Source organism: Mesorhizobium sp. WSM4841, from assembly GCF_055811515.1.
The window spans coordinates 23,123-39,945 of sequence record NZ_JBVVQC010000012.1 but is presented as its reverse complement, the minus strand read 5'-3'; the positions used below and the strand labels follow the sequence as shown (position 1 = coordinate 39,945).

20 protein-coding genes are annotated in these 16,823 nt (G+C 62.7%); 11 read left to right on the top strand and 9 right to left on the bottom strand.

What is annotated here, in order from left to right:
- Positions 1-128 precede the first annotated feature (128 nt).
- Positions 129-272: a hypothetical protein gene (locus AC0L14_RS16350; protein ID WP_473528405.1), complete on the top strand. Its 144-nt coding sequence runs from the start codon at positions 129-131 to the stop codon at positions 270-272.
- A gap of 61 nt (positions 273-333) precedes the next feature.
- Positions 334-498 carry a hypothetical protein gene (locus AC0L14_RS16345; RefSeq protein WP_473487728.1) on the top strand — a complete coding sequence of 55 codons (165 nt, stop codon included), beginning with the start codon at positions 334-336 and terminating at the stop codon, positions 496-498.
- Between the two features lie 100 nt (positions 499-598).
- On the opposite strand, the gene AC0L14_RS16340 is transcribed toward AC0L14_RS16345, so the two are convergent.
- Both AC0L14_RS16340 and AC0L14_RS16335 read right to left on the bottom strand, forming a co-directional pair.
- Entirely contained in the window at positions 599-973 is a 375-nt protein-coding gene (locus AC0L14_RS16340) for a DUF423 domain-containing protein (RefSeq protein WP_473528404.1), read from the bottom strand.
- A gap of 41 nt (positions 974-1,014) precedes the next feature.
- A complete protein-coding gene (locus AC0L14_RS16335) occupies positions 1,015-2,274 on the bottom strand; it encodes a multidrug efflux MFS transporter (RefSeq protein WP_473750119.1) in 1,260 nt (419 codons plus the stop codon).
- A 177-nt stretch (positions 2,275-2,451) separates the two neighbouring features.
- Here AC0L14_RS16335 and AC0L14_RS16330 point away from each other — a divergent pair, with 177 nt between their 5' ends.
- A complete protein-coding gene (locus AC0L14_RS16330; protein WP_473750118.1) occupies positions 2,452-3,117 on the top strand; it encodes a GntR family transcriptional regulator in 666 nt (221 codons plus the stop codon).
- On the top strand, positions 3,068-3,436 hold the full coding sequence (locus AC0L14_RS16325) for a DUF982 domain-containing protein (RefSeq protein ID WP_473528401.1): 369 nt from the start codon (positions 3,068-3,070) through the stop codon (positions 3,434-3,436). The genes AC0L14_RS16330 and AC0L14_RS16325 overlap by 50 nt, the downstream gene beginning before the upstream one ends.
- Positions 3,437-3,491: 55 nt before the next feature.
- On the opposite strand, the gene AC0L14_RS16320 is transcribed toward AC0L14_RS16325, so the two are convergent.
- Positions 3,492-3,650 (bottom strand): hypothetical protein, encoded by a 159-nt coding sequence (locus tag AC0L14_RS16320; RefSeq protein WP_123147561.1) that lies wholly within the window; start codon positions 3,648-3,650, stop codon positions 3,492-3,494.
- Between the two features lie 204 nt (positions 3,651-3,854).
- Between AC0L14_RS16320 and AC0L14_RS16315 the strand changes: the two genes are divergently transcribed.
- Positions 3,855-4,826, top strand: coding sequence for a glycosyl transferase family 90 (locus tag AC0L14_RS16315; protein WP_473528400.1), 972 nt, complete (start codon positions 3,855-3,857; stop codon positions 4,824-4,826).
- A gap of 36 nt (positions 4,827-4,862) precedes the next feature.
- Here the strand turns inward: AC0L14_RS16315 and AC0L14_RS16310 are convergent, their stop codons facing one another.
- Positions 4,863-5,906 carry an aldo/keto reductase gene (locus AC0L14_RS16310; RefSeq protein ID WP_473528399.1) on the bottom strand — a complete coding sequence of 348 codons (1,044 nt, stop codon included), beginning with the start codon at positions 5,904-5,906 and terminating at the stop codon, positions 4,863-4,865.
- Between the two features lie 258 nt (positions 5,907-6,164).
- Between AC0L14_RS16310 and ppk2 the strand changes: the two genes are divergently transcribed.
- Positions 6,165-7,085 carry a polyphosphate kinase 2 gene (ppk2, locus tag AC0L14_RS16305; protein ID WP_473487723.1) on the top strand — a complete coding sequence of 307 codons (921 nt, stop codon included), beginning with the start codon at positions 6,165-6,167 and terminating at the stop codon, positions 7,083-7,085.
- 273 nt (positions 7,086-7,358) lie between these two features.
- Here ppk2 and AC0L14_RS16300 read toward each other — a convergent pair whose 3' ends face one another.
- From AC0L14_RS16300 to AC0L14_RS16280, 5 genes are all read right to left on the bottom strand, one after another.
- Positions 7,359-8,003 carry a dihydrofolate reductase family protein gene (locus AC0L14_RS16300; RefSeq protein ID WP_473487722.1) on the bottom strand — a complete coding sequence of 215 codons (645 nt, stop codon included), beginning with the start codon at positions 8,001-8,003 and terminating at the stop codon, positions 7,359-7,361.
- A 149-nt stretch (positions 8,004-8,152) separates the two neighbouring features.
- Complete coding sequence (locus AC0L14_RS16295) at positions 8,153-8,503, bottom strand: HepT-like ribonuclease domain-containing protein (protein WP_473750117.1); 351 nt, start codon at positions 8,501-8,503, stop codon at positions 8,153-8,155.
- Positions 8,503-8,799 carry a nucleotidyltransferase family protein gene (locus AC0L14_RS16290; RefSeq protein ID WP_202363192.1) on the bottom strand — a complete coding sequence of 99 codons (297 nt, stop codon included), beginning with the start codon at positions 8,797-8,799 and terminating at the stop codon, positions 8,503-8,505. The genes AC0L14_RS16295 and AC0L14_RS16290 overlap by 1 nt, the downstream gene beginning before the upstream one ends.
- Positions 8,800-8,847: 48 nt before the next feature.
- Positions 8,848-9,879 carry a porphobilinogen synthase gene (gene hemB, locus AC0L14_RS16285; protein ID WP_473487720.1) on the bottom strand — a complete coding sequence of 344 codons (1,032 nt, stop codon included), beginning with the start codon at positions 9,877-9,879 and terminating at the stop codon, positions 8,848-8,850.
- 252 nt (positions 9,880-10,131) lie between these two features.
- Positions 10,132-10,950: a DUF2066 domain-containing protein gene (locus AC0L14_RS16280; protein WP_473750116.1), complete on the bottom strand. Its 819-nt coding sequence runs from the start codon at positions 10,948-10,950 to the stop codon at positions 10,132-10,134.
- A gap of 161 nt (positions 10,951-11,111) precedes the next feature.
- Here AC0L14_RS16280 and AC0L14_RS16275 point away from each other — a divergent pair, with 161 nt between their 5' ends.
- From AC0L14_RS16275 to AC0L14_RS16255, 5 genes are all read left to right on the top strand, one after another.
- On the top strand, positions 11,112-12,155 hold the full coding sequence (locus tag AC0L14_RS16275; RefSeq protein ID WP_473750115.1) for an enoyl-CoA hydratase/isomerase family protein: 1,044 nt from the start codon (positions 11,112-11,114) through the stop codon (positions 12,153-12,155).
- Positions 12,152-12,574 carry a DUF6163 family protein gene (locus AC0L14_RS16270; RefSeq protein WP_473487717.1) on the top strand — a complete coding sequence of 141 codons (423 nt, stop codon included), beginning with the start codon at positions 12,152-12,154 and terminating at the stop codon, positions 12,572-12,574. The genes AC0L14_RS16275 and AC0L14_RS16270 overlap by 4 nt, the downstream gene beginning before the upstream one ends.
- Before the next feature lie 277 nt (positions 12,575-12,851).
- Positions 12,852-13,367 (top strand): transcriptional regulator LdtR, encoded by a 516-nt coding sequence (ldtR, locus tag AC0L14_RS16265; RefSeq protein WP_473487716.1) that lies wholly within the window; start codon positions 12,852-12,854, stop codon positions 13,365-13,367.
- A 351-nt stretch (positions 13,368-13,718) separates the two neighbouring features.
- On the top strand, positions 13,719-14,972 hold the full coding sequence (locus tag AC0L14_RS16260) for a L,D-transpeptidase family protein (RefSeq protein ID WP_473750114.1): 1,254 nt from the start codon (positions 13,719-13,721) through the stop codon (positions 14,970-14,972).
- 108 nt (positions 14,973-15,080) lie between these two features.
- Complete coding sequence (locus AC0L14_RS16255) at positions 15,081-16,727, top strand: Na+/H+ antiporter (RefSeq protein ID WP_473750113.1); 1,647 nt, start codon at positions 15,081-15,083, stop codon at positions 16,725-16,727.
- Positions 16,728-16,823: the final 96 nt, after the last annotated feature.

Below are 16,823 nucleotides of genomic sequence, written 5' to 3'. Positions count from 1 at the left end.
TATCCAGTATCTAGCACCTTTGTTGGATCGATTCAAATTTTGCTTGACATTGGTGCATTTGGGCGTATTTTTGAATCGATCCAAATTTCGCTAACTGTCGATGGGATCGATTCAGGAAGGAGAGAGCCATGCACCCCGTCAATTACCTGTTCGAAGACATCTATCGCAACGACTGGAGCATGATTTCGAACGCGGTGACCCGGACACGTCGCGGCGGCGCCGGTTCGTGGATCCGCGGTCTGCGTTTTCTCGTGGAGCGCAAGCGGGGCTGATCGGCACGGTATTTTCTGGCCTGTCGATTGGATCGATTCAAGTTTGAAAAAGGAGCCAAACATGCATCCGATCAATCATTTGTTCGAAGACATCTATCGCAACTATTGGGGCATCTCGCCGGCCATCGACAGGCCGGAGCGACGCCGGCTGACCAAGCCGGCGGCACACAATCGCGACCTGCCGGTCCGGCCCGAACGCCGGCAAGACTGGTCATCGTCTGATTGATCGTCGTTTGGCGGGACCTGGCCGTCTGTCCGCAAGCGCCGTACTTGAGCTGGGGAGGGCTACCAGCCTAGCTCTCCCGCTGAGCTGCAGGAATGCCATTTCAGGAGCGTGGGCGCACCAGCGCCGAGGCTGCAACAGCCAGCCAGCCGGCGAGGAGCAAGGTGCCGCCGATCGGCGCCGACATCGAAAAAAGCCGCGAGCCGAGGAAGTCACGGGCAAGGAGATCGCCACAGAACAATACAAGCCCGACAAGAAGAATAAGGCTTGCTGTTCGCAGGATCCGATTTGCGCCGACGAGGCCGACGGCGAGAAAGACCGGCGCATGCATGAGCAGGAAGGACGCGACCGTGCCGACGAAAGCGCCGCCCAGATGTGCCGCCGCGGCGGAGAGCGCCACGCCGGCCGCGCCGCACAGGCCGCCTACGAGAACGAGGATGCGGCCGCTGCCGCTTGCTGGTTGCTCGGCCGTGCTCATGTCTCTGGTCTCCGTGAAGCAGTGATAGCCCGCAAACCGTGTCAGGATTTGCCCGCCTGCACCAGCATGTCGCGCGCGCGACGCGACTGGACCAGCCAGTTATACGCCGCTCCGCCCGCCATTAGCACGGATGTGCCGAGAAACACCGCGCGCATGCCGAAATGACCGCCGACGAAGCCGCCGAGCAACGGCCCGGCGACCTGTCCGACATATTGCGCCGAGATCGACAAGCCCAGCACATTGCCGCCGACGCCGTCCGGAACATTGTGGCGGATGACGCTGGTGATGCAGGGCAGGAGGCCGCCAAGAGCCAGCCCCATCAGGAAACGCAGGCCAACGAGCTGCCAGCCCTGCGTGACGAAGGCCTGCGGGATCAGCAGCAGCGCCGAGACGGCAAGCGCCCCAATGATGACATTCCAGTGACCGACGCGGTCGGCGAGCTTGCCGAGGCGCGAGGCCGACAGGATGGCGCCAAGTGCCGCGGCCGACATGACGACGCCGGATATCAGCGTGACCCGGCTTTGGTCCTCGATGAGCTGCTGGACGTAGACTGTGATGATCGGCTCGATCGACATGGTGGCGAAGCTCAACAGCATGCCGGTCGCCAGCATGGCGACGACCGGGCGTTTGTCCGAGATTTGCGACCAGCCGCCTTTCGGCTTCTCAGTCGGTGCTGATTTGTCGGCTGCCGGGCGAGGGTTCTCCTTGATGAGAAAAGTCGTTGCCAGGAACGCCAGGAAAATGACGCCGCCGGCGAGCAGGAAGGTGGCGCGGATGCCGATCAAGGGCGGCAGCGCGCCGCCGAGCAGGGGACCGACGAGGGCGCCTGCGGTGATGCCGGCCGACAGCACGCCCAGCGCCCAGCCCGACCGGTCCTTCGGCGTCTGCATGGCGACGAGAATGGTCGAACCCGAGGAATAGCCGCCGGCGAAACCGATCAGCAGGCGCAGCAGCACCAATTGCCAGACAGTCTCCACCATGCCGGTCAGCGACGTGCAGACGGCCATGCCGAAACTGGCGCGCACCAGCATCAGCTTGCGGCCGTAGCGGTCGCCCAGCCGTCCCCACAGCGGCGCCACCAGCGCGGCGGCGAAGAACGTCGCCCCATAGGCGATGCCGGACCACTGCACAACAGCCGCGTGCCCCTCGGCACCCAGCTGCTCGACGTAAAGCGGCAGGAAGGGTAAAAGCAGCGTCATGGCGACAAGTGTGCTGAACGAGCCGGCAAAGCACACGGCGAGATTGCGGCGCCAGTGGATGTTGTGGGCGCCTTGCATGGCAGGGGTGGCTTCTTGCGGCATGTCCTGTCCTGTCCGGCAAGTCTCTCGACGACTTGTTCCGGATACCATTTTGGGATACCAAGTTGGTATCCGTCATGGACGCAAGCTCGGCGGCTGTCAATGCGGCGCTCTCAAACGTGATCGGCAAACGATGGTAGTCGAGCCGATCGCCAGCAAAACGACCAGAACGGAACCGCCATGTCGCAGATGCAGAATGTCGAAAAGCAGCTTCGGGAGATGATCCTCGGCGTCGAGATCGGTCCGGGCGAGCGGCTGACGGAACGCTGGATCGAAAGCCGCTTCGGGGCGTCGCGCACGCCGGTCAGGGCAGCATTGCTGCGGCTCGAGACGGAAGGTCTGGTCTGCCGCGACGGGCGCGGCTGGACGGTATCCCCAATCAACATCGCCGAGCTCGAGCAGATCGCCGTCTACCGCGAGGCGGTCGAGGTGGCGGCGGTCAAGCTGACTTGTGCCTTGGAGGACAGGAGCGCCGTCGACGTCATCGAGGCGATGCTGGACTCCTGCGACGCTGGCACCCCGCGCGAGGGATGGCATCGCGTCGGCATGGATTTTCACATCGAGCTGGCACGCCTGTCCGGCAACGAGTTCCTGTTCAGGGCGGTTCGCGATGCGATGACGCGCCTGTCGCGGGCGCGTTGGCTGGAGGTGCGCGACGAGGCGGCACTCGGCCGTGCCTGGGCCGAACACCGTGCCATTCTGGCGGCGGTGCGGGCCGGCGATGCGGATGAGGCGGCACACCGGCTTTCGGCTCATATCGTCGGCAGCCGCGACCGGCTGGTGACATCATTGCACAATGACCGGCGCGGCCTGCGTGCCAGGGGATTTGCCGTCGTCGCGGCTTGATTGCCGAGGCAACTACTTTCGCCCTCGCTTCGCGAGCGCCGATGGCGTAAGAGCGGCGATGGAAAACAACCGATTTGAAACACCCGTGACCGTCAAGTCGGGCGCGGAGGGAACCACTCAGCTCTTGCGGACCGTCCGCGAGGCTTCCGACTACCTCCTCAACAACTGGCCCGGCAAGCGCAGTCCAAAGCATCGCGAAGCGCTGCAGGCCTGCCATGATGCGCTGGCCGGCGACAAACCGGCGATGACTGCAAGGCGCGCCTTCATCGCCGCCGCGCGCGAGGTGAACGTGTTCGTCAGCGACAAGGCGCCGGCCTGAAGACGCAGCGGGATTCCTAGGCCAAATCCGATCCGCCTCGCGGGCCGGATGCGTTTTACTCTGCCGTTTCCGTTTCGGTCTCGGACGTGGTCTCGTCTTCGGGCTTCGAACGTTCCTTGGCTGCCGCCTTGGCCGCCTGCTTTTCCGCCTTCTTGGCAGCCTTCTGCCGGTCGCGTTCCTTGCGTTCCTGGCCGTAATTCGGTGCTCGCGCCATATCTCTTCCTTTCACAATCCCAAAGGTTCTTAGCCCTGCCTAGGGGCATTGGGCTACAAACACAACACCGCAAAGGGCGATCGGCTCCATACACAGCCGGCAGGCCGGCTGAACACGGTTCCGTGGCTTGCAAGATAGCCGGCACAATGGTGTAGGAGGGGCCGGGAGGGCAAATCACAAGCCGACTTTTTCACCAAGTGACCGATGGCCACCCTTCAAAGAAACGCACAGAAGCTATTCTACTATGCGCGCAATGCCGCGCGCGATATCGCACCGCAGGCGCTGTTCCGCCGCAGGCTCGCCGGGCTGCTCGAGCAGGCCAGGCTTTCGGACGGATCGGTCCGCGCGCGTCTCAACTATTACAACAGATTGCAGAAGGCTTTCGCGCCGAGCGCCGGGGCCGCACCGGTCAGCCGGCTGCCGACAGACCGGAGCATGTATTACTACGATCTGAAGGAATTTACCCGCTACTTCGATCCCGATTTGCGCATCGACCTCGAATTCGGCGACGTCGTCGAAGTGCCTGCGATGCCGTCGATCGTCAAGGATCGGCCGATCGCCGGCGATAACAGGAACGGGATCCTGTTCAAGCTCAACAAGTTCCGCCACTTCCACATGCCCGCCGACGATGTTGCCTTCGCGGACAAGCTTCCGGTTGCGGTGTGGCGCGGCGAGCTCAACAACCCGATAAGGACCTTGCTTCTGGAGGCCGCGCGCGATCTGCCCTTTTGCGATGTCGGCACGCCCAAACCGACGGCAGCGCCGGAATATCGCAAGCCTTACCTGAGCATCGATCAGCAGCGGCGCTGTCGCTACATCATTTCACTCGAAGGCAACGATGTGGCGACCAACCTAAAATGGATCATGAGTTCGAATTCACTGTGCCTGATGCCGCCGCCGACATATGAGACATGGTTCGCCGAAAGCGAACTCGTGGCTGACGTTCACTATGTACCGCTCGAACCTGATTTCACGGATCTTGCCGAGCGGGTGCAGTATCTCGAACGTCATCCGACTGAGGCAGAGCGCATCGTTGCCGCCGCCAACGCCTATTGCCGCAAGTTCGCCGACGAACGGGCCGAGCAGGCGATCTGCTTGCTCGTGCTCTACAAGTATTTCGTGCTCAGCGGTCAGATCGAGCCTGATCCCGAGGTCTGGCGTTTTATCTCCGGCTAAGCCCGCAGCGACCTTCGACCTGATCCGGATCCGGAGTCAGACACCTTCCCGGTCGAGAACCAGATCGGCCGGACCAAACCGGTCCTTTGCCGTGAACTGCTGGTGCCAGTAGGGGTAGAGAACGGGCGGGCGGCTGACTGCGTCGAGGCGTGCGCGCTCATCGCTGGTCAGCACAAGGCTTGCAGCGGCGATATTGTCCTTGAACTGTGCTTCGGTCCGTCCGCCGATGACCAGCGAACTGATGGCCGGCCGGCCGAGCAGCCAGGCAAGCGCCACCTGCGCCGCCGACACGCCATGGTTGTTGCCGATATAGGCAAGCACGTCGACGATCCGCCATAGCCGCTCCTCATCACGGATCGGCGGTTCAGACCAGCCGCTGAGCTGGCGGGCGGTGGCCTGGTCGCGGTTGTATTTGCCGGACAGCAGTCCGCCGGCGAGCGGGCTCCACACCAGCACGCCAAGCCCCTGGTCGACCGAGATCGGCAGCAGTTCATATTCGGCTTCGCGCGCTTCCAGCGTGTAGTGGATCTGCTGGGTGACGAAGCGCGGCTGGTGCTGGCGGTCGCTGATCCCCAGCGCCTTCATCACTTGCCAGCCGGAATAGTTGGAACAGCCGACATAGCGGACCTTGCCCTGGCTGACGAGCGTGTCGAGCGCGGCGATGGTCTCCTCCAGCGGCGTCGTGCCGTCCCATTCGTGCAGGAAATATATGTCGATGACGTCGGTCCTGAGGCGCTTCAGGCTCTTCTCGCACTCGCGGATCAGATGGTAGCGCGACAGCCCTTCGTCGTTGGGACCGTCACCGATCCGCATGCGCGCCTTGGAGGCGATCAGTACATCGCCCTTGCGCCTGCCGCCGAGCGCGTCGCCGATGATCTCTTCCGAAAGCCCATTCGAATAGACATTGGCGGTGTCGATGAGATTGATGCCGGAATCGATGCAGAGGTCGATCATCCGGCGCGCCTCGTCGAGATCGGTCTTGCCGACCGCCGAAAATGCGCCGGCGCCGCCAAAGGTCATGGTGCCCATGGTCAGCGTCGAAACCTTCAGCCCGGAACGGCCGAGAGTGCGGTATTCCATGTCAGATCCTCGCAATTGCGTTGAGAAGGGCTGCTTCGAAGGCTGCCCAAAAGGACGTGGCATTTGTAGGACAATTCGCGCCGCTTGTCGTGCATGCGATTGAGGTTGATCGATCACATCTCACGGATTTGCGCGACCGGCGCACAGGCCGGCTGCAATAAAACCGTCATTGCCGGCCTGTATGCAAGTCGGCTCAAGGTGTTCGATCTTGGCTGGCAGGCCGGACGCCGACACGGGCGTGCACGCGGAGCAGCATAAATGACTGAAGCAAAACAGAATTCTCCCGCCAAGGACTGGCTGGAGGCGGAACTCGCCGACACGCTCGACGAAGACTATGAGCTGGAAATGTCGGAACCGGCGCTGTCGCTGGAAATCGCCAGAATCTACAAGAACGCGCATCCGCCCTCGATGAATCGCCTGCAATATTTTCGCGACCTGATCACGCTGCAATCCGAATTGATCAAGCTGCAGTCCTGGGTGGCTTACACCAAGAAGAAGCTGGTTGTGGTTTTCGAGGGCCGCGACTCGGCCGGCAAGGGCGGCGTCATCAAGCGCATCACCCAGCGGCTCAATCCGCGCATCTGCCGCGTCGTTGCCTTGCCGGCGCCGACCGAGCGCGAGAAGTCGCAATGGTATTTCCAGCGCTACGTGCCGCATTTGCCGGCAGGCGGCGAGATCGTGCTGTTCGACCGCTCCTGGTACAACCGCTCCGGCGTCGAAAGGGTGATGGGATTTGCCGAACCGGATCAGGTCGAGGAGTTTTTTCGCGACGTGCCGGAGTTCGAGCGCATGCTGGTCCGCTCCGGCATCACGCTGGTCAAATACTGGTTCTCCATCACCGACGAGGAGCAGCAGATGCGTTTCCAGATGCGCATCCATGATCCGATGAAGCAGTGGAAGCTGTCGCCGATGGACCTGCAGTCGCGCGTGCGCTGGGAGCAGTACACCAAGGCCAAGGAAGAGACCTTCGCCCGCACCAACATTCCCGAAGCCCCCTGGTTCATCGTCGAGGGCAACGACAAGAAGCGGGCACGGCTGAACTGCATCGATCATCTCCTCAAGCAGATGCCTTATCAGGAGGTGCCGCACGAGGAGATCACGCTGCCCGACCGCGTCTTCAATCCCGAATACGAGCGCCAGGTATTGCCGCGCGAGCTGTATGTGCCGGAGAAGTATTAAGGCAGAGCTCCCTTCTCCCCGTCACTATACGGGAGAAAGATGCCGGCAGGCGGATGAGAGACAGCGCCAACCTCGACAGTTGAACCTGCCAAAGTCACTGCATGGGACCAAACTTATTTTGATGTCATATTGCCATAGGGGGTATTGTCCGGCAGCGTAATCATTGATCGATTGCGCCGCCCCTCATTGCCCTGCCGGGCATTTTCTCCCCGTATAGTGACGGGGAGAAAGGGGCCTGTACCGAGGTTTCGCCAACAGAGCAGACGAAACGTCCTAATCGCGCTTGATGATCAGATGCGTGGCATTCGGCGTTGCGACCTGCTCGCTGCAGCGGTAGCCGAGCCGGGGCATGTCGATGCCGGCAAAAAGATTCTCGCCTGAGCCGAGCAGCATCGGCGATATCGCAAGATGCATGTCGTCGACGAGCTTTTCCTGGAGATATTGCCGGATCGTGGCGACGCCGCCGCCCAGCCGTACATCCTTGCCATCAGCCGCTGCCTTCGCCTTTTCCAGCGCTGAGTGGATACCATCGGTTACGAAATAGAAGGTCGTGCCGCCGTCCATGACAAGAGGATCCCGCGGAAAGTGGGTGAGCACGAAGACCGGCACATGGTAGGGCGGATTGTCTCCCCACCAGCCTTTCCAGGTGTCATCGGGCCAAGGTCCGCGGATCGGCCCGAACATGTTTCGGCCCATGATCCACGCCCCGATATCTTCGAAGCTGCGCGTCACAAACGTGTCGTCGGTATCCGTGGTCCCGCCATCTTCACCAGACATGTTGCGGAAGGTTCGGGTGCCGAGCATCCATGTGTGCAAGGCTTCCCCGCCGATGCCCAGCGGCTCTTTCAGGTCCTGGTCGGGACCGGCGCCGAAGCCGTCGATAGACAGGGTGAATGCGTTGACACGAAGCTTGGACATGAGTACCTCCCTAAACCGGTTGTAAAATGCAATCAGTTGTTTTTAGCTGGACTGATTGCGTTTTGCAAGCGGTACTTCGCCGCCGAGCAAGAGCGGCTTGTTTGGCCAGCATCAGGACCACCGCAAAGAGGGGATGGTTGCAGCAGCAGCTACTTGCGCCGCGACGCCTCGAGTATGCGCTCGACAGCTAGGCGGAGCGGCGACAGACTGTCTGTCACTACGGTCCAGACGATGGCGTCGGAAGTCTTGCGGTATTCGTGACGCAAAACGTTGCCAATTCCACGAATCTGTTTCCAGGGAATTTCTGGAGCAAGAGCGAGCAAATCGTCCGGGATGTGCCGGGTGGCTTCAGAAATGATCTCGATGCCGCGCTCCACTCCATGACGAAGCAGCCAGTCGTCACGAAAGTCATCCAGGGTCTTGCCGGCGGTGGCAGTGCTGATGCCATCCAAAGCCGCTATGATCTCGTCTAGGATCGGCTCGATCCGGCGGACTGCCATCAGAATACGCGCACGGCCGATTGTTCGATCTCGGCCTTCAACATGGGATGAAGGCTGTCGCGTGTGGTGATGTCAATTTCCGTTGACATCTTCTCTTCCAGAAATTGCTTGATCCCGACCAGGTCGATCAGAGAAAAGCGCCGCGCCGGATCATAGTCGATGAACAGATCAAGATCGCTGTCCGGCTGCGCATCGTCCCGCGCCGCCGACCCGAACAGATACAGCGAAGTCGCGCCCATGCCCTTGATGGCATCTGCGTTCCTCTGCAACCGTTCGATGACCTCGTTCCTGCTCATGAGTCCATTCTAGCGGATTGCAGCAAAATCCCAAAACGATGCGAGTGCCTACCCCTTCAGCATCGCCGCCACCTCGGGCGCGAAATAGGTGAGGATGCCGTCGCAGCCGGCGCGCTTGAAGGCGAGCAGCGATTCCAGCATCGCCTTGTCGCCGTCGATCCAGCCATTGGCGGCGGCCGCCTTGATCATCGAATATTCGCCCGACACCTGATAGGCGAAGGTCGGCATGCGGAATTCGTCCTTCAGCCTGCGGATGATGTCGAGATAGGGCAGGCCGGGCTTGACCATCAGCATGTCGGCGCCCTCGGCGAGGTCCTGCTCGGCCTCTCGCACCGCCTCGTCGAAATTGGCATGGTCGAGATAGTAGGTCTTCTTGTCGCCCTTGAGCAGGCCGGCGGTGCCGACCGCCTCGCGATAGGGTCCGTAGAAGGCGGAGGCGAATTTCGTCGCGTAGGACATGATCGCCACATCCTGAAAACCATTGGCGTCGAGCGCATCGCGGATGGCGCCGATGCGGCCATCCATCATATCGGACGGGGCAATGATATCGGCCCCGGCCGAAGCCTGGATGACGGCAGCCGCGGCGACCTGCTCCACGGTCTGGTCGTTGACGATGATGCCGTCACGCAAGATGCCGTCATGGCCGTGCGAGGTGAAGGGATCGAGCGCCGCGTCGGTGATGATGCCGATCTCGGGCACCGCGTGCTTGATGGCGCGCGTGGCGCGGTTGATGACGTTTTCCGGATCGAGGATGTGCGAGCCGGTCTGGTCGCGCAGGCCGAGCTCGACATTGGGGAAGGTGGCGATCGCCGGAATGCCGAGCTTTGCCGCGCGCTCGGCCTCCTTGACGGCAAGGTCAAGCGACAGGCGGAAGACGCCGGGCATGGCGGCGATCGGCTCGCGGATGTTTTTCCCGTCGACGACGAAGATCGGCCAGATCAGGTCGTCGACGGAGAGCCGGTTCTCCTGGACGAGGCGGCGCGACCAATCGGCCTTGCGCATGCGGCGCAAACGGCGGCTGCCGGTGATCTCGTCGACGCTGCGCGCGCCGGCAGGCTTTGCTGGGGTAAATTTGTTCATCGCCAAAACTCCGGATCGGGCGGCTTTTACCACGAGCCTCCGCCGCTGACCAATGCGACACGATTGTGCCAGCGTCGTAAGGGAGGGGTATGCCGAGTTTCAGGTCAGGCCGAGCCGGAGTCGAAGACGGGCGCGAAGCGACCAAACAGGTGTGTTCCGAGAACCGGAACGGAGCGTACGTTTAGGTACGCGAGTACTGGAAGCGCAGGAAACCACCGTTTGCAGGCCGGCATCACCTGAAACTCGGTATACCTATGGCTGACCGTTGCCGGACAGGACCTGCGCCGCTCCCCGCATGGCGACGCGGAACGCCTCGTCGAAGCTGACGCCGCGCACCTGCCAGCTGTAGGTCCTGCCGCCCGTGGCCAGCCGCCAGTCGGCGATCCAGCCCAATTCCTTGTCGCTCCAGACGATCCTGCCGGCAAGCGCCTGGTCGGCGCCGGCCTGTTTGGCGGCCTTGTCCAGAGCCGCGATATCCACCTCGTGCAGCGCCTTGTCGTCCAGCCCGGATTCGGAGAGCAGCGACGCCTTGAGGAATGCGATCCGCATCGCCAGCGGGTCGGCAGCATTCACGAACGATTCGCGCATCGGTGCGCCGCGCTCATCGTCGGCGGCCAGCGCGAAATGCCTGGCGCCTCGCTCCGTTGCGAGAAAGATCGCCAGCCGCGGCCGCTCGGCGAGCCACGGCTTGCTGCCGAGCGAGGCCAGTACCGGGTCGATCACACCAGGCCTGTAGAGGCAGGTAAGATCGTGCGGCCGGTCATGCGTGCCTTGCTCGTCGTGGATCGGAATGCCTTCCATCCGGCCGCGATAGCGGAATTCGGCAACGAAGCTGCCAGCCTTGTCGCGCAGCGCCGCCATTTCAGGCCTTTTCGGCAGCCGCTGATCGCCGGAGACCCTGACCAGAACCGCATCCAGACAGGACTTGAAGCCGATCCGGCGGTTTTCTTCGCCCTGGCCGGTGACGATGGTCTTCGCGCGATAGAGGTCGTCCCCGGCCAATGCCGGACGAGCGGCCGCGCATACAATCAGGCCGATCGCCACCAGGGCAAGACGCGAAAATCCAAGCATGGGCTCAACGTCCGGTTTGAAAGCCCGTCATCAAGATGGTCCGTTCTAGCATCGGCTGCCGGCGGTGGCCAAGGCGGCAGGATTGCGCCCCGCCATTGACGCGCCCATGCGCCGCGTTTTAGCACTTCAGTCCCGGCGGCGCGGGGAGGGATTCTTAGGCGATGGATTTTGGCGGCGGCAACGAGATCCGCTTCGAACGATCGGGCAGGGCCGGCGTTGTCACGCTGACGCGGCCGCAGGCGCTCAATGCCGTCACCCACCGAATGGTCAACGCGCTCGACAAGGCGCTGCGCGCCTGGGAGCGGGACGACGGCATCGATGTTGTCGTCGTCAAGGCCGAGGGCAGGGCGTTTTCGGCCGGCGGCGACATCCTCCACATCTACGAGGCTGGCCGGGCCGGAAAGCCGCCGGTCGATTTCTTCGCCGACGAATACCGGCTGAACGCCCGCATCGCGCGGTTCGGGAAACCCTATGTCGCGCTGATCGACGGTATCGTCATGGGCGGCGGCGTCGGCGTCTCGTTCCACGGCTCGCATCGGGTACTGACCGAGAACGCCCAGTTCGCGATGCCGGAAGTCGGCATCGGCTTTTTCCCGGATGTCGGCGCCAGCCATCTCCTGCCGAACCTTGGCGGCAGCTTCGGCATGTATCTGGCCCTGACCGGAAACCGCATCCGCTATGGCGATGCTTTGTGGTCTGGCCTGGCGACGCATACGATCAAGGCGCAGGACCAGGCCGGTTTTCTCGATAGGCTGGTCGCGACCGGCGACCCGGAACCGGCGCTGCGCGGCTTTTCCGTCCCGGCCCGGCGCGAGACGGACAGTCCGACGCTGGAAGCGATCGCCCGCCATTTCGCGCAACCGTCGCTGGGTGACGTCATCGGCAGCCTGGAGCGCGCCGCACCCGCCGATGCGTTCGCGGCAAAGACGCTGGCGACGATCCGCACCCGCTCGCCGACCAGCCTGCACGTCGCCTGGCGCGAGATCAGCGCCGGACTGACGCTGTCGATGGACGAGTGCATGCGGATGGAGTTCCGCATCCTCAACCGCATGCTTGCCGGCCACGATTTCTACGAAGGCATCCGCGCCGCCATCATCGACAAGGGCTCGACGCCGCAATGGCGGCCGGCAGGCATCGACGACGTCAGCGCTGCCGACGTCGATGCCTATTTCGCTCCGCTCGGCGAACGGGAACTCGAACTGTGAGCGACGTCACGTCGAGACGCGTCGTGCTCCAGCCCTCGACGGCCGAGGTCATCTTCGCCTGGTTCCAGCGCGTCATATCGGGCTACTGCCTGTTGTTCGGGATTTTGTACTGGATCCGGCTGATCGGCTTCTATCCCGGTTCGTTGTGGCGCTTCGACCTGATGCCGGTGCATTGGCAGGTGGCGGCGGTGACGCTCGCCGTCTTCTTCCCCTTCGCCGCCGCCGGCCTGTGGATGCTGGCCTCCTGGGGGCCGGTGATCTGGTTCATCTGCGCGGCGACCGAGACCGTCATGTATGCCGGCTTTCCCGAGCTCTTCGGCCACCGGCCGCTTATCCTCGCCTCGCATGCGGCGGTGGCGCTGCTCTACATCGTCTTTCGCGTGGTGATCTGGATGCAGAAGCGCCAGAGCCGGCAATAGAGCATCGACTGATGCTCAACAAGAATGGCGCCCGCGCGTCCTGTCGTACGCGCAAAGGACGCTCTAACTTCTATCGGCTTCCGCCCGGAATCATTGGCTAAATCTTTAGGTTAATCATCCTTGTTCGGGTGACCCTTCGTTAAGCCTCTTTCGAAACCTATTGCCGGTAAGCTCTTGTTAGCCCTAGCGTTTAAGTCGAATTTTATGAGTATTCGATAGTGTCGCGATCAAGGTGAAAAACAAAAAATCACCAGGCGACAAACGAGAGGCAAAGACAATGATCAATTCCCGTCCGGCGGCGAAGACCGCCAACGTATCCGATGACCGTCGCGAGGCGATCCGTTCGCTGTACATGGAGTCGCTGCAACTGGTGGAGCGCCTGCACCGCCGCCTGCTTGACGTGATCAAGGACGAATTCGACCGCAACGGCCGTTCCGACATCAACGCCATCCAGGCGCTGCTGCTCTTCAACATCGGCAATTCGGAGCTGACCGCCGGCGAGCTGCGCTCGCGCGGCTACTATCTCGGCTCGAACGTCTCCTACAATCTGAAGAAGCTGGTCGATCTCGGCTTCATCAACCACCAGCGCTCGCGCATCGACCGCCGCTCGGTACGGATCTCGCTGACGCCAAAGGGCAGTGAGGTGGCGGAAGTCGTCGCCGGCCTATACGAGCGCCATGTCGGCTCGATCGAGCAGGTCGGCGGCATCAACACGGAAGAATTCAAGCAGATGAATCGCGCCCTGCAGCGCCTCGACCGCTTCTGGAACGACACCATCGCTTACCGGATGTAACGCATCCGCAGCATGTAGGGGAAAACCGCGCCGAAGAAGCGCGGTCGGGAGCGACCTAAAGACCGGTGCCGAAAAGCACCGGTCTTTCCGTTTCGTCACGCCAGACGATCCAAATCGCGGTCAGGGTCACGTTGCCGCCATATTCCCGGTGAAAGCGAGAATGCGAGTGATGTTGCGGCGAGAGCGAACCGTCTCCCTGCCAACCGTCTCTCTGAACGCGCATTGCGCCCGGCGCGTTCTCACACAGCAGGAACAGGGGGCCATGGTTGGCTAATTGTTAAGGACGCCAACCCTAGAGTACGGTCGGGATCGCCCGGTGAAAAAACTGTTACAGGAATGTCTGGAGCGTAAATGAGAACCAGTCGCCGTTTCTTCCTTTCTGGAGCCTCCGCGTTGGCCGCGACGATGATTGCCGGCGGCGCCAGCGCGCAGGACGTGATCGCGGATATCCTGAAATCCTCCGGCCGCGGCAACTGGGACGACCAGTTCGACGCCCGCGCCAGCCAGGGCGGCAAGGTGGCCTCGACGCTGCCGATCGTCAGCCTGCAGACCGTTGCGTTCACCGAGCAGGCGATCGCGCAGTATCAGAATATTGTCGCGCAGGGCGGCTGGCAGCCGGTCCCGGACACCAAGAAATTGCAGCTCGGCGTCATCGATCCCGACGTGGTGCCATTGCGCAGGCGCTTGATGATTTCGGGCGACCTGGCGCAGAGCGCCGGCCTTTCAGAGGCCTTCGATTCCTACGTCGATGCGGCGGTCAAGCGCTTCCAGGCGCGCCACGGCCTGCCTTCCGACGGGACCTTGGGCCAATATTCGTATGCGGCGATGAATGTTTCGGCGCAGGTCCGGCTTGGCCAGCTGCAGACCAATCTGCAGCGGCTGAACGAACGCGCCGGCACGCTGGGCAACCGTTATGTATTGGTAGACATCCCGGGCGCCCAGATCGAAGCGGTCGAGAACGACCGCGTCGTGCTGCGCCACACCGCCGTTGTCGGCAAGATCGACCGCCAGACGCCGATCGTCGATTCCAAGATCAACGAGATCATCGTCAATCCCTATTGGAATGCGCCAGTCTCGATCGTGCGCAAGGACATCATTCCGCTGATGCGGAAGGACCCCAACTATCTCAAGGACAGCAACATCCGTCTGTTCGCACCGGACGGCAGCGAGGTCGATCCGCTGACCGTCGACTGGTCGACCGACGACGCGGAGAAATACCGCTTCCGCCAGGATCCGGGCGCCGGCAATGCGATGGCCTCAGTCAAGATCAATTTCCCGAGCCCGGACGGCGTCTACATGCACGATACGCCCCAGCAGAGCCTGTTCGGCAAGATGATGCGCTTCGATTCTTCGGGCTGCGTGCGCGTCCAGAACGTACGCGACCTCGTCACCTGGATCCTGCGCGACACGCCGGGCTGGAGCCGCCAGTATTTCGAGGCGGCGATCAAGAGCGGCGAGAACATCCCGGTGCAGGTCACCAATCCGGTGCCGGTCTTTTTCCTCTACATCTCGGCCTGGTCGACGGGGCCTGGCGTCGTGCAGTTCCGCGACGACATCTACGGGCTCGACGGAGCCAACGAGTTGCAGATCACCTCCGCGCTCTAAGCGACTGATTTTTTTACTGAAAGGGCCGCCGGTGAGGGCGGCCTTTTTGCATCCGGCTGGAGGTCACGCTTTGCGCCGGGTCCGGAAAGCGCCGTTCGGTACAGGGCCATGCAAGTCGCCATCTTCATCCTGATCGTGCTCGTCTTCGTCGCCGTTTCCGGCGCGCTGGTCCGGCTGGTGCGGGTGCCTTTGCCGGTGCTGCAGATTGCCATAGGTGCCGCACTCGCCTGGCCGATGCGCGGCATCCATGTCGAGATCGATCCCGAGCTTTTCCTGCTGGTGTTCATCCCGCCGTTGCTGTTCAGCGATGCCTATGGCGCCCCGAAGCGCGAACTGGTGGCGCTGCGCGGGCCGATACTGGACCTTGCCATCGGGCTGGTCTTCTTCACCATCGTCGGCTTCGGCTACGCCTTGCACTGGCTGGTGCCGAGCGTTCCGCTCGTTGTCGCTTTCGCGCTTGCCGCGGTGCTGTCGCCGACCGACGCAGTGGCCGTGTCCTCGATCGTCGACAAGAATGTGGTTCCGGCGCGGCTGATGCACATTCTGGAAGGCGAGTCGCTGCTCAACGATGCGTCGGGGCTGGTCATGTTCCGTTTCGCGGTGGCGGCAGTGTTGACCGGCAGCTTTTCCTTCGCCGCGGCATCTCTGACTTTCCTCTACGCCGTGGCAGTCGGCATCCTGGCCGGCGTGGTGGCATTGTTCGTTGCCGCCAAGGCGCTGCAATTGCTGAATCGCATCGGCGGCGTGCCGGCCGAGGCGCAGGTGCTGGTCATGATCCTGCTGCCCTTCGTCGCCTATCTCGGCGCGGAGCATGTCGGGGCTTCGGGTATCCTGGCTGCGGTCACCGCCGGCGTGCTGACCGGCGGTTCCGGAATTTTCCGCTTCCTCGGCGTTTCGGCGCGTATCCAGACGATGTCGCTGTGGACGACGCTGTCCTTCGTTTTCAACGGTGCTCTTTTCATCCTGCTCGGCCTGCAGTTTCCCGACATTATCGGCAACGTGCCGCCCGAGCTCAGCGGCCGCTATCCGGTCATCCAGCCGATCCTGACTGTGTTGGCGCTGACGCTGTGCTTGATCGCGCTGCGCTTTGTCTGGATCTGGATCGGCGACACTGCAGCCCGCGTCGTGGCGCGATTGCGCAAGCGCAAGGCCGAGCCGTTCGGACTGCGTATTCTCCTCGCCGGCTCGGTGGCCGGCGTGCGTGGCGCGATAACGCTGGCCGGCATCGTGTCGCTGCCGCTCGCCATGGCGGACGGCTCGCCCTTTCCGGCGCGAGACGTGGTGATCTTCCTGGCCGCCGGCGTCATCATCTGCTGGCTGGCCATCGCCAGCCTTGCCTTGCCGAAGATCGCGCGCGGTTTAGTCGAGCCGGGCGAGGATCGAGGTGCTGCCGAGGAGCGCCCGGCGCGTGTCGGCGCGGCCAAGGCCGCCATCGCCCGCATCGAGAGCGTCGCTGGTGCGGAAGACGGGGACGAAGGCGAAGTGCCCGGCGCCCGGCTCGCCGCGGCCGACAGCATTGTCGCCGGTTACCGCCGCCGCATCGCCGCCTCCGACGAGGCTGACGAAGCGCGCACTGAAGCCCGTGAAGCCGGACGGCTAGAGCTCGAAATGAGGCTCGCCGGCATCGAGGCCGAGCGCGCGGCCGTGCGCGCCATGTTTCGCAGCCGTGAGATCAACGATCACACCATGCAGGCGCTGCTTACTGAAATTACGCTTACGGAAGCCTTGCTGAAGGGTCGACAGGCAAGGAAATAGGTGGGCTCTTCGCCTCGCTGCCGCAATCCGGCCAGCAAATTTCGCGCTGCAAACGTGGCGGGGCGAAAGCAACTGTGTTAATGGCGCGGCAGACCC

What these genes read in the sequence shown, in the direction of transcription:
- AC0L14_RS16350 (WP_473528405.1), top strand. Translation starts at nt 129, where the DNA reads ATGCACCCCGTCAATTACCTGTTCGAAGACATCTATCGCAACGACTGG.
- AC0L14_RS16345 (WP_473487728.1), top strand. Translation starts at nt 334, where the DNA reads ATGCATCCGATCAATCATTTGTTCGAAGACATCTATCGCAACTATTGG.
- AC0L14_RS16340 (WP_473528404.1), bottom strand. Translation starts at nt 973, where the DNA reads ATGAGCACGGCCGAGCAACCAGCAAGCGGCAGCGGCCGCATCCTCGTT.
- AC0L14_RS16335 (WP_473750119.1), bottom strand. Translation starts at nt 2,274, where the DNA reads ATGCCGCAAGAAGCCACCCCTGCCATGCAAGGCGCCCACAACATCCAC.
- AC0L14_RS16330 (WP_473750118.1), top strand. Translation starts at nt 2,452, where the DNA reads ATGTCGCAGATGCAGAATGTCGAAAAGCAGCTTCGGGAGATGATCCTC.
- AC0L14_RS16325 (WP_473528401.1), top strand. Translation starts at nt 3,068, where the DNA reads ATGACCGGCGCGGCCTGCGTGCCAGGGGATTTGCCGTCGTCGCGGCTT.
- AC0L14_RS16320 (WP_123147561.1), bottom strand. Translation starts at nt 3,650, where the DNA reads ATGGCGCGAGCACCGAATTACGGCCAGGAACGCAAGGAACGCGACCGG.
- AC0L14_RS16315 (WP_473528400.1), top strand. Translation starts at nt 3,855, where the DNA reads ATGGCCACCCTTCAAAGAAACGCACAGAAGCTATTCTACTATGCGCGC.
- AC0L14_RS16310 (WP_473528399.1), bottom strand. Translation starts at nt 5,906, where the DNA reads ATGGAATACCGCACTCTCGGCCGTTCCGGGCTGAAGGTTTCGACGCTG.
- ppk2 (WP_473487723.1), top strand. Translation starts at nt 6,165, where the DNA reads ATGACTGAAGCAAAACAGAATTCTCCCGCCAAGGACTGGCTGGAGGCG.
- AC0L14_RS16300 (WP_473487722.1), bottom strand. Translation starts at nt 8,003, where the DNA reads ATGTCCAAGCTTCGTGTCAACGCATTCACCCTGTCTATCGACGGCTTC.
- AC0L14_RS16295 (WP_473750117.1), bottom strand. Translation starts at nt 8,503, where the DNA reads ATGGCAGTCCGCCGGATCGAGCCGATCCTAGACGAGATCATAGCGGCT.
- AC0L14_RS16290 (WP_202363192.1), bottom strand. Translation starts at nt 8,799, where the DNA reads ATGAGCAGGAACGAGGTCATCGAACGGTTGCAGAGGAACGCAGATGCC.
- hemB (WP_473487720.1), bottom strand. Translation starts at nt 9,879, where the DNA reads ATGAACAAATTTACCCCAGCAAAGCCTGCCGGCGCGCGCAGCGTCGAC.
- AC0L14_RS16280 (WP_473750116.1), bottom strand. Translation starts at nt 10,950, where the DNA reads ATGCTTGGATTTTCGCGTCTTGCCCTGGTGGCGATCGGCCTGATTGTA.
- AC0L14_RS16275 (WP_473750115.1), top strand. Translation starts at nt 11,112, where the DNA reads ATGGATTTTGGCGGCGGCAACGAGATCCGCTTCGAACGATCGGGCAGG.
- ldtR (WP_473487716.1), top strand. Translation starts at nt 12,852, where the DNA reads ATGATCAATTCCCGTCCGGCGGCGAAGACCGCCAACGTATCCGATGAC.
- AC0L14_RS16260 (WP_473750114.1), top strand. Translation starts at nt 13,719, where the DNA reads ATGAGAACCAGTCGCCGTTTCTTCCTTTCTGGAGCCTCCGCGTTGGCC.
- AC0L14_RS16255 (WP_473750113.1), top strand. Translation starts at nt 15,081, where the DNA reads ATGCAAGTCGCCATCTTCATCCTGATCGTGCTCGTCTTCGTCGCCGTT.